6 protein-coding genes are annotated in these 10,204 nt (G+C 69.3%); 2 read left to right on the plus strand and 4 right to left on the minus strand.

Going from position 1 to position 10,204, the window contains the following annotated elements; genetic code table 11:
* Position 1: 1 nt before the first annotated feature.
* Positions 2-1,027, plus strand: a complete 1,026-nt coding sequence (locus D7W81_RS00285) for an inorganic phosphate transporter (protein WP_120553291.1) — start codon at positions 2-4, stop codon at positions 1,025-1,027.
* Between the two features lie 79 nt (positions 1,028-1,106).
* Here the strand turns inward: D7W81_RS00285 and D7W81_RS42195 are convergent, their stop codons facing one another.
* Positions 1,107-2,831: a hypothetical protein gene (locus tag D7W81_RS42195; RefSeq protein ID WP_158621379.1), complete on the minus strand. Its 1,725-nt coding sequence runs from the start codon at positions 2,829-2,831 to the stop codon at positions 1,107-1,109.
* 255 nt (positions 2,832-3,086) lie between these two features.
* On the opposite strand from D7W81_RS42195, the gene D7W81_RS00295 reads away from it, so the two are divergent.
* Positions 3,087-4,559, plus strand: a complete 1,473-nt coding sequence (locus D7W81_RS00295) for a B12-binding domain-containing radical SAM protein (protein ID WP_120553292.1) — start codon at positions 3,087-3,089, stop codon at positions 4,557-4,559.
* On the opposite strand, the gene D7W81_RS00300 is transcribed toward D7W81_RS00295, so the two are convergent.
* From D7W81_RS00300 to D7W81_RS00310, 3 genes are read right to left on the minus strand one after another with little or no spacing between them, the layout of a single operon-like run.
* Positions 4,480-5,340, minus strand: a complete 861-nt coding sequence (locus D7W81_RS00300; protein WP_244226888.1) for an acyl-CoA desaturase — start codon at positions 5,338-5,340, stop codon at positions 4,480-4,482. The genes D7W81_RS00295 and D7W81_RS00300 overlap by 80 nt on opposite strands.
* Before the next feature lie 47 nt (positions 5,341-5,387).
* Positions 5,388-9,689, minus strand: a complete 4,302-nt coding sequence (locus D7W81_RS00305; RefSeq protein ID WP_120553294.1) for an AAA family ATPase — start codon at positions 9,687-9,689, stop codon at positions 5,388-5,390.
* Between the two features lie 17 nt (positions 9,690-9,706).
* On the minus strand, positions 9,707-10,108 hold the full coding sequence (locus D7W81_RS00310; RefSeq protein WP_120553295.1) for a hypothetical protein: 402 nt from the start codon (positions 10,106-10,108) through the stop codon (positions 9,707-9,709).
* Positions 10,109-10,204 lie beyond the last annotated feature (96 nt).

Below are 10,204 nucleotides of genomic sequence, written 5' to 3' on the forward strand. Positions count from 1 at the left end.
GATGCTGCTCGCCGCAGTCGTCCTCATCGTCGTCGTCGCGCTCATCTTCGACTTCATCAACGGCTTCCACGACGCGGCGAACTCCATCGCCACCGTGGTGTCCACGCGCGTGCTGTCGCCGAACCTGGCCGTCGCGTGGGCCGCGTTCTTCAACTTCGTGGCGGCCTTCGCGGGCGGCGTGCACGTGGCCAACACCATGGGCAAGGGCATCATCAACTTCGAGATGCTCCGCGCGGCCGGCCCCACCGCGGTGTTGATGGTCATCTTCTCCGCGCTCATGGGCGCCATCACCTGGAACCTGCTCACCTGGTGGTGGGGGCTGCCCTCGTCGTCGTCGCACGCGCTGGCGGGCGGGATGATTGGCGCCACGCTGCCGGTGCTGGGCTTCCAGGGGCTGGTGGGCAGCGGCATCGCGCGCATCGCGGCCTTCATCGTGCTGTCGCCGCTCATCGGGATGACGCTGGGCATCATGATGATGGTGGCCAGCACCTGGGCGGTGCACCGTCAGACGCCGCTGCGCGTGGACACCTGGTTCCGCCGGCTGCAGCTGGTGTCGTCCGCCATCTTCTCCTTCAGCCACGGCACCAACGACGCGCAGAAGGTCATGGGCATCATCGCGGTGGTGCTCTTCGGCACCATCTGGCGCGACCGCCCGTTCCACATCGACTGGTGGATGATCATCTCCTGCCACGCGGCCATCGCCATGGGCACCTTCTTCGGCGGCTGGCGCATCATCCGCACCATGGGCCACAGCCTCACGAAGCTGGCGCCCATTGGCGGCTTCAGCGCGGAGACGGGCGGCGGCGTCACCATCATCGCGCTGGCGGAGCTGGGCATCCCCGTGTCCACCACGCACACCATCACCGGCGCCATCGTCGGAGTGGGCTCCACGCGCGGCTGGCGTGCCGTGAAGTGGGGCGTCGCCGGCCGCATCATCTGGGCGTGGGTGTTCACCATCCCCGCCGCCGCGCTGGTGTCCGTCATCGTCTACGGACTCACGCTGGCGGTGGTGCGGATGGCGGGCTGAGAAGAGCAGCCCCTGCTTCACCGCTTCACTTCAGGGCGGGCCCTTCCTCAACGGGAAGGCCCGCCCTCTTTCGTTCCAGCTACTCCGTGATGTTGAGCGCGTTGACCACCGACGGCGCTCCGCCCAGCGCGGGCGGCACCCAGGGCACCACCTTGCGGTTCTTCCACTGGAGCAGCTTCAGCGACGGGTCATCCAGCGACACGTCGAAGGTGAAGGAGATGCGCGTGGGGCCTTCCGCGTCCGACTCCTCGATGCGCGCCTTCATGCCGCCCACGTCGAACTCCTGGCCCTGCTTCACCGGCCAGTTCTTGCCGCGGTAGATGCGCTCCTCCAGGATGTTCAGGTAGTGCTGGCCCTTGGGCAGGGACAGCTCCAGGGAGTTGGGGCCGGTGCGCGTCACGTGCTGCTCACCCGCCTTGTAGGACAGCACCCACCAGTTCTTCGGCAGCGGCATGCCCGTGGACCACCACTGCACGGAGCCGTAGATGCCCACGGTGCCGGCGGGGGCGTTGAGCACCACGAGCCGCTGGTTGGGGAGCGCCTTCAGGTCCAGGGCCTCCGCGTACCGGTCGTGCACGCGATTGAAGAGCCCGGCCATCTGCGAATAGGTGGCCGCGGTCTGCCACCAGACGTAGGGCGCGCCCGCGATGTGGATGAAGGCCATCACCGCCGCCCCCACCAGCACCAGGCCCGCGCGCGGCTTGAGCGCCCGGCCCCGCCACGCGGTGCGGAGGATGACCGCCAGCGCCACCGCCATGCCCAGGCTGGGCACGATGAGCGTGCGCGCCCCCGCCAGCGGCGAGCTGCCCAGCCACGTGGACGCGAACGAGCCCACCAGCAGCCACTTCAGCGTCTTGCGCTCCGCGGGATCCACCTGCGGCCACACGCCCCACAGGAGCAGCGAGAAGAACACCAGGCCCACCGCGCCCAGCACCTGGAAGGTGCCCACGTAGGACGGGTCCAGGATGTAGTCGTTGGGCGCGCTGAGCGTCAGGCCCGCGATGGCCGCCGGGACGCGCTCGAACATCGCCAGGAACCACTGCACCGGCGCGCCGGCCAGGTCCAGGTGCGTGTCCTGCCGGGCCGCGCCGTAGCCCAGGACCTTGTACATCACCAGGAAGCCGGCCATCAGCACGCTGAACGGAATGAGCGCCTTGAGCCGCTCGGACGGCTTGCCCGGGCCCGCGAAGGCCTCATAGGCGAGCACGTAGGGGATCATGATCAGCGTCGTCTCCGCGCCCGCCAAGCCCAGCGCGAAGGCGATGAGCGACCCAATCATGGCGCCCTTGCGGTTGCGCTCGCGCCACTCCATGTGGAGCCAGAAGCCCAGCACCCCGAAGAGCATGGACACCAGCAGCACGCGGTAGGACAGCCAGCCCACCACGGCGCCGTGCGAGCCGTTGACGGCGAAGAGCAGCAGCGCCAGCCCCGCGATGCCCGTGGGCAGGATGCGGCGGAACAGCACGGCCACCAGCGCCACCAGCCCCACGTACCAGAGCAGCGAGTGCACGTGGTAGGCGACGGCGACGCGGTTGTAGAGCAGGTGATCCAGGCCGAACAGCGCGCTGCCCAGGGGCCGGAAGAAGGCCAGCTTCACGCCCGGCTCCACGAACCACGGGAAGATGCCCGCGTGGGCCATCTGCGCGGTGTGCTCCGGGATGCCCGTGGCCGTGCGGTACACGTCGAAGTGCGTGTTCGCCAGCGGCGCCGGCTGCGGCAGGTTGTCCCAGATGCCCAGCCAGACGTAATCGTCGAACATCCAGCCGTTGTTCAACGTCGTCAGGCTCAGCAGCGCCGCGGCCACGACTGAAATCCAGAAATAACGCCGAAACGGCCAACCACCGGAGGCTGGCGGGGGAGAGGTATCCATGTTTCAAAGATCTATCAGTACGCCCCCCGGACGAGATAGGTCCTCCTGGGTCGTCCGCTGCCACCGGAAACACGCGGAGTGCGGCGCGCGCGACGGAGATCCTTTGCCACTGCCCGGACTCCGGGTGATCCTCCGCCGACGAAGGGGGACGCGGTCCGGCAAGGCACATCCACGGCCGGGCCCGCACGCATGCGCATCGCCATCATCGCCACGTACACCCATCCGACCCGCCTGCGGATCAAAGAGCCCTCCATCATGCAGTCCTCCGTGCCGGAGCTCATCGCCGGCCTGTGCCCGGAGCACGTGCAGGTGGAGATCTTCAACGAGAAGGAGGCGGACCTGCCGTTGGACCGGCACTGGGACCTGGTCTTCTTCTCGTATCTGCACTCGTACTACGAGCACACCAAGGTGCTCTCCACCCTCTTCCGCCAGCGCGGCATGACGACGGTGGCGGGAGGCCGGCACGCGGGCCATTTCCCTGACGACGCGGCGAAGTACTTCGACGCGGTCATCACCGGGGAGCCGGAGTCCAACGTGCCCGCGCTCATCGCGGACTTCGAGAAGGGCGAGCTGAAGCCGCGCTACAGCCTGCCCTCTCACGGCGCCGCCGCCATCCGGCCGTACCGCTACGAGCTCATCGACTTCACGCACAACAAGGTGCGGCTGCCGGGCATCGAGGCGTCGCGCGGCTGCCCCTTCACCTGCAACTTCTGCGTGCTCACCGGCCACGAGCGCTACCGCTTCCGGCCCATCCCGGAGGTCATCGACGAAATCCAGACGCGCATGCGCTGGAACCCGAACTTCCTGGGGCTGATGGGGGACGCGTTCGTCTTCCTGGACAACAACCTGGGCGGGTCCCCCAAGTACCTGCGCGCGCTGTGCGAAGCGCTCATCCCGCTCAAGAAGACCTGGGGCTGCGCGCTCACCTTCAACGTGCTCAAGGACGAGTCGCTGGTGAAGCTGATGGCGAAGGCGGGCTGCCGCTACGTCTACACCGGCCTGGAGTCACTCAACCCGGACTCCATCAAGGCGATGAACAAGGGGCAGAACAAGCTGTCGGAGGTGGACGCCGTCATCCGCCGCGTCTTCTCCGCCGGCATCCTCTTGTCCTTCGGGCTCATCGTCGGCTCGGACGGCGACACGAACGAGTACCTGCACCGGCTGCCGGAGTACCTGGCGGACCTGAAGTACTTCTCCGTCACGTTCCTGGGCATCGTGTGCCCCTACCCGGAGACGCCCTTCTTCCGCGAGCTCCAGGCGGAGGACCGGCTCTTGCCCGGCACCATCAGCCGCGACTACGACGGCTACACGCTGTGCCACCGGCCCAAGCAGCTGCACGCGTCGGAGGTGGTGGAGCACTTCCAGCGGCTGTGCCGCACGCTGGGGAGCCTGCCCAACATCGCCCGGCACTACGCGTCCAAGCTGATGCTGAGCGACCTGCCCCGCTACAAGCAGACCATCCTCTTCTCCGGGCCGGAGATCGTCAGCATCCGCAACCCGCTGAAGAACAAGGAGCGCCGCTACATCGCGGGGCTGGATGCGATGGAAGCCTGGGACGTGGAGCAGATGGCCGCGCTGGGGCTCACGCCGCAGGTCCTGACCGGACCCGGGACGGCAGGCGCACGTCCCACGCCAGCCCCAGGCCTTGCAGCGCACGGATGAAGAGCCAGCCCGGGTCCCACTGCCACCACACCCAGCCGTGCCGCGCGGACGCGGGGAAGGCGTGGTGGTTGTTGTGCCAGCCTTCCCCCAGCGCCAGCACGGCCACCCACCACACGTTGCGGCTGTGGTCGCGCGTGTCGTGGACGCGGTGGCCGAACGCCGCGTGGCACACGGAGTTCACCGCGTAGGTGCTCTGCATCCAGCACACCACCGGCAGGAAGAAGTACGCGGGCACCGTGCGCCAGCCGAACGTCAGCCCCACGAAGAGCACCGCCAGCACCTGCGGCGCGATGCGGTAGCGCAGCAGCCAGTGGTAGTAGCCGTCGTTCACCATGTCGCGGCACCAGGTGCGCCAGCCGTCCTCCTCCGTGGAGGACGCGTTGAGGATCCACCCCATGTGCGCGTACCAGAAGCCGCGCAGCGGCGAGTGTACGTCCCCTTCCGCGTCCGCCTTCGCGTGGTGCAGCCGGTGGTTGGCGGCCCACAGGAGCGGGCTGCCCTGCGCCGTGAGCATGGCCACCGTCACCAGCGCGTACTCCACCCAGCGAGGGCACGCGAAGGCGCGGTGGCACAAGAGGCGGTGCAGCCCCACCGTCGTGCCCAGGCCGATGGACACGTACACGGCCAGCGCCACCGGCAGCGCGTACGGCGGCCAGGGCAGGAAGAACGCCAGCGCGGCCAGCGCATGCACCACGAGCATGTAACCGACGATGACGGGACTGAGCTGGAAGCGGAGCGGTGCGGTGATCATGGCCCGGTGCGACAGTCGAGGAAGAAGCACGCAGTCTAGGGGCCCCGCCTGACGGGACAAGGAATGCGTTCCGCCCGTTACATCACGCGGGCGTCACGGGCCCGCGACGCCTGGGGCAGCAGGAGCGCCTCGGGAGGCGGAGCCAGGAGCGCGGCCTGGAAGCGGTCCATGCGGCGCAGCTCCGCGCGGGCCTCCACCTCCGTGAAGATGGCGCGCGCGCGGGCGAGGAAGGCCTCGCGCCGCTGCGGCAGGGCCACCGCCGCGTCGAAGTAGGCCACGCCCGTCTCCCAGCGGTTGGGGCTCTTCTCCAGGACGGCGATGGCCTCCAGGAACACCGGCTCCGCGGCCTTCGGGCCCTTGCGCAGGGCCAGCGAGCGCGCCGTCACGCGCAGCGCCGGGCCCTTCAGGTACGGGTAGAGCCGGGCGATGAAGCGCGCCTTGAGGCAGGACAGCCGCACGATTCGCAGCAGCTCCTTGCGCGGCACCACCGTGGCGCCCTCCTCCAGCGCGAAGAGGGCCGCCTCCGCCGCGTCCACCAGCCCCACCTGGAGGAAGGGCACCAGCACGTGGTAGCTCCAGATGCTCTTGAAGCAGCGCACCGCGACGAGCGCCGCCTCCTCCACCTGGTGCTCGCGCACGGTGACGTTGGCCAGGTGGTTCAAGCTGGCGCACTGGTTGGCCAGGTCCGCCACCTCCTCGCTGATGCGCAGGCCCTGCTCCAATTCCGCGCACAGCTCGCCCACGTCGCCTTCACCCAGGAGGTAGCGGCACATGGGCGCCCATGAATGCGCCCAGCCCTGGTGCATCAGCGCGTTGAGCTCCACGCCAATGGTCTTCATCTGCTCGTAGAGGGCCTCCGCCGTGCGGAAGCGCGAGTGGAGGAACTCGCCCGTCGCCTGCATCATCAGGGACGTCTGGCGCTCCCAGCGCTCACCCACCTGGCGCAGCGTGGAGACGGCCTCCTCCTGGAAGTCGCGCGCGCGTTGCAGCTCGTTGGCGAAGAAGGCCTGGATGCCCAGACGGCTGAGCGCGAGCCCCTCCGCCACCGGATCCTTGGAGCGCCGCGCGTACTCCAGCGCCTTCTCACAGTGGTAGCGCGAGCGCTTGAGCAGCCCCGCGCCGAACAGCAGCGTGCCGTAGTAGCCGCGCGCCATGCTCATGGCGTAGTCGTTGCGCGAGCGCTCCGCCATGTTCGTGGACACCAGCGTCGCCCAGGTGAGCTTGGTGATGTCCGCGAAGTAGTAGATGCGGATGAGCGAGTTGAGCGTGGACAGCTGCTGGAGGTAGTTGCCCAGCCGGGAGGCCGGCAGCGGCCGCAGGATGAACGGCAACAGCGTGGCCAGCCCGCGCAGCAACAGGTTCGCCAGCGTGCGCAGGCCCAGCGCGGCCAGGCTCCCCGGGAGGCTGCGGCCGCGGAGCACCAGCGACTTCTCCAGGTGCTGCGTGGCGAGCGCGGACTCGCCCTTCTCCTGGTGCGCGCGGCCCAGGCCCAGGTGCAGCTCCGCCTGGTTGGGGATCTCCTCCTCATCCACCAGGCACTGCTCGAACATCAGGATGGCGTTGGCGTAGTTGCCCGCCTGGAGCAGTGTCTCCGCCAGTTCCTGCATCACCCGGCGCGTCTTGAGCAGCATCGCCTCCGGATCCACCGGGACGACGGTGCCCAACAGCTCCAGGCCGCGGTTGTAGTGGTAGAGCGCGTCGTCGTTCGCGTACTGCGCCCGCGCGCTGCGGGCCGCCATCAGCGTGTACTCCAGGCCCTTGTCCTCCACGTTGCCCGCGAGGAAGTGGAACGCGAGCAGACCCGCGGAGGCCGCCAGGTTGTCGCTGGCGCGGGCCTCCAGGTAGCGCGCGAGCCGGCGGTGCAGGTCCTCGCGCGCGGACACCAGCAGCGTGTTGTAGGCCACGTCGCGGATGACGATGTGCTTGAAGAGGCAGGTGTACGGCTCCTCCTGCTCCAGCAGGATGAGGCCCAGGCGCTGGAGCGTGTCCATGGCCTCGCGCAGGCGCTGCACGCCCAGGGTGGGCACCAGCGCCGCCACCGCGTCCAGCGTGAAGAGGCGCCCGATGACGGACGCCACCTTCACCACCAGCTTCTCCGTCTCGCTGAGCAGGTCGATGCGCGACAGCACCACGTCCTGGATGGAGTCCGGCAGGATGAGGTCCTGCAGGCCGCGCTTCAATTCCATCCGCGTGGAGCCGGGCTCCGCCAGCCCCAGGTAGCCCTGCTCCGCCAGGCCCTCCACGATGGACTCGATGAAGAACGGGTTGCCCTGCACCTTCGCGAGCAGCCGGTCCTCCAGCGCGACGTCCGGCGGCGACAGGCGCAGGTGCAGGCGCAGCAGCGCCCGCGTGTCCTCTTCGTCCAGGCTGACGAGGTCCACGGGGAGGAACTCGGGCAGCTCGCGCAGCCCCTTGAGCTGGTCGCTCGGGCGCATCGTCGCCAGCACCATGATGCGGTGCGCGCCCACCCGCACCGCGAGGTACTGGAGCAGATCCAACGAGATGTAGTCCGCCCAGTGCAGGTCCTCGAAGAAGAGCAACAGCGGCTGCGCGCGGCTGAGCTTCTCCAGGAGCTGGAAGACGATTTGGAACACCTTCTGCTGCTTGCGGCGCGCGTCCATCCCCGCCGTGTCGGACGTCTCCTCCAGCGTCATGCCGAGGATGCCCGCCACCACCGGGATCCACTCCGGCCCCACATCCTCCAGGCCCTCCAGGCCCTGCCGCAGGCGCGCAAGCTGCGCCTCCGTGTCGTCCGAGTCGTGCAGCCCGAACGCCTGGAGCAGCACCTCCTTCCAGGGGAAGAAGGGGGTGAAGGCCTCGTAGGAGTAGCAGACGCCGTACAGCGCCCGCGCGCCGCCCTCCTCCGCGTCCTCCAGCACGCGCGCGCCCAGCCGCGACTTGCCGATGCCCGCCTCTCCGGACACCACGCACACGCGGCCCTGGCCGGCGAACGCCGCGTTGAGCGATTCGTGCAGCACGTTGAGCTCGCGGCTGCGGCCGATGATGTCACCCCGGCCCTTGATGAAGAGGCCGCGGCGCGTCTCTCCCAACAGCCGGTACACCGGCACCGAGCGCGAGACGCCCTTGAGCTTCGCGTCCTCCACGAACTCGGTGGAGAAGCCGCCCTGCTGCGAGCGCGACTGGGTGTTGGCGCACAGGTGCACGGCGCCCTGGCGTCCGCCGTGCGTCATCAGGCGCGCGGCCATGTTCACGACCTCGCCCAGCGCCGAGTACCCCTTGCGCGTGGGCGAGCCCATGTCGCCGCAGTAGGCATGGCCGGTGGCGATGCCGATCTGCAGCTCATCCAGGAAGGGGAACTGCTCGCGCGCCTTGAGCAGCTTGCAGGCCAGCCGGCACGCCAGCACCTCCTTGTTCTGCTGGGCGGTGGGCGCGCCGAACAGGACGTAGAGCACATTGCCCTTGTCCGTGAAGTCCGTCATCAGCAGCACGCCACCGTGGTGGGCGCTCTCGCGCTGGACGAACTCGTAGTAGGCGTTGAGGTCGCGGGTGAAGGCGGCCGGATCCGTGTCCGACTGCGCGTGGGTGAAGCGCACGAAGAAGCAGGTGACGTCGCGGAAGTCGCCCGCGAACTCCTGGTGCGCGGTGGTGATCTTCGTGAAGAGCACCGGGTGCAGCAGGAGCGCGCACCGGCCCACCAGCTCCGCTCCGCCCGTGGGCGCGGGCAGCGGGCGCTTCACCGCCTCCACCGGCGCGTCGAGCGCCAGCCGGTGGTTGCCCCCCTCGCGTGGCTCACCCTGGCGGGCGGCTTCCGGCAGCGCCGCCCAGGCGCGGGGGCTCAGCACGACCTCCGACACCGTGGCCTGCTTCTCCGCGCCCACCGCCTGCGCCAGCGGCTCACCCACGAGCGCCGGGTGCATCCACAGGCCGGTGGCGCCCATCACGATGCGGGTCGCCTCCCCGAACCCGATGCCGATGCGCGACGACACGCCGAAGCGCTGGCCCAACAGCTCCAGCCGGGCGAAGCGCGCGAGCCTGCGCTGCACGCTCAGCGCGCACACCGCCGCGCGCTGCACGACGTCGCCATCCGCCTCGCCCGGCGCGGCCTCGAAGCACGCGAGGATGGAGTCGCCGGCGAACTGGTAGATGTCCCCGCCGTGGTCCCGGACCACGTCGATCATCTCCGTGTAGTAGTTCGTCAGCAGGCGCTGGAGCGCGTCGATGCCGCGCGGGCCCGCACCGCTCAGCCCCACCACGATGGGCGTGAAGCCCGCGATGTCCAGCAGCAGGATGGCGCCCCGCACCCCTTCGGTCAGGGGCAGCGCGTCCGCATCCTGGCCCCCGAGCCGCGCGAGGATGGCCGCCGGCATGTAGGGCGCCAGCGTCGCGACAGCGGGATCGATGTGCTGCGTGGAGGGCATCCCCGGGGGCTTTCCGCTCAGGACAACGTGGCGTAGCGCAGGTAGAGGGCGCCCAGACAGACGGCGCCGTAGAGCGGAATCTCCGCCGTCTCCGTCCAGGGCTGCTGCTTCATGACCGCACCCCAGATGTGCACCGCGGTCATGATGCCGCCAATGAGGCCGATGAGCTCGAAGATGACCAGGTGGCTCTTGGGGTCCGGGATGAACTGCACCACCGCGATGATGACGGACAGCGCCAGGCCGCCCAGGCAGCGCGCGAAGTAGACCGTCAGGTCGTTGTTGCCCGTGGGCAGCTCCCACCCGAACCAGCGCGCCCAGCGCAGCGGCACGAACAGCAGCGGCAGCGCGTAGACGACCGCGAAGGTCAAGGTGGAGACCGCGAGGAACCAGCTGGCCAGCGGATAGTCGGGGTTGATCATGATGGCGGACGTGACAGGGGCACGGGGCGTCCTGCTGCCGGGCGCACCCTGCCCCCGCCGTCCATCCTAGAATCTTTTCCCCTCCCCGTGGGGCCC

Origin of the sequence: Corallococcus aberystwythensis, from assembly GCF_003612165.1 — a bacterium.
In the GTDB taxonomy this organism is placed as follows: domain Bacteria; phylum Myxococcota; class Myxococcia; order Myxococcales; family Myxococcaceae; genus Corallococcus; species Corallococcus aberystwythensis.

Coding starts and splice junctions, on each gene's coding strand:
- D7W81_RS00285 (WP_120553291.1), top strand. CDS start 2: ATGCTGCTCGCCGCAGTCGTCCTCATCGTCGTCGTCGCGCTCATCTTC.
- D7W81_RS00295 (WP_120553292.1), top strand. CDS start 3,087: ATGCGCATCGCCATCATCGCCACGTACACCCATCCGACCCGCCTGCGG.
- D7W81_RS00305 (WP_120553294.1), bottom strand. CDS start 9,689: ATGCCCTCCACGCAGCACATCGATCCCGCTGTCGCGACGCTGGCGCCC.
- D7W81_RS00310 (WP_120553295.1), bottom strand. CDS start 10,108: ATGATCAACCCCGACTATCCGCTGGCCAGCTGGTTCCTCGCGGTCTCC.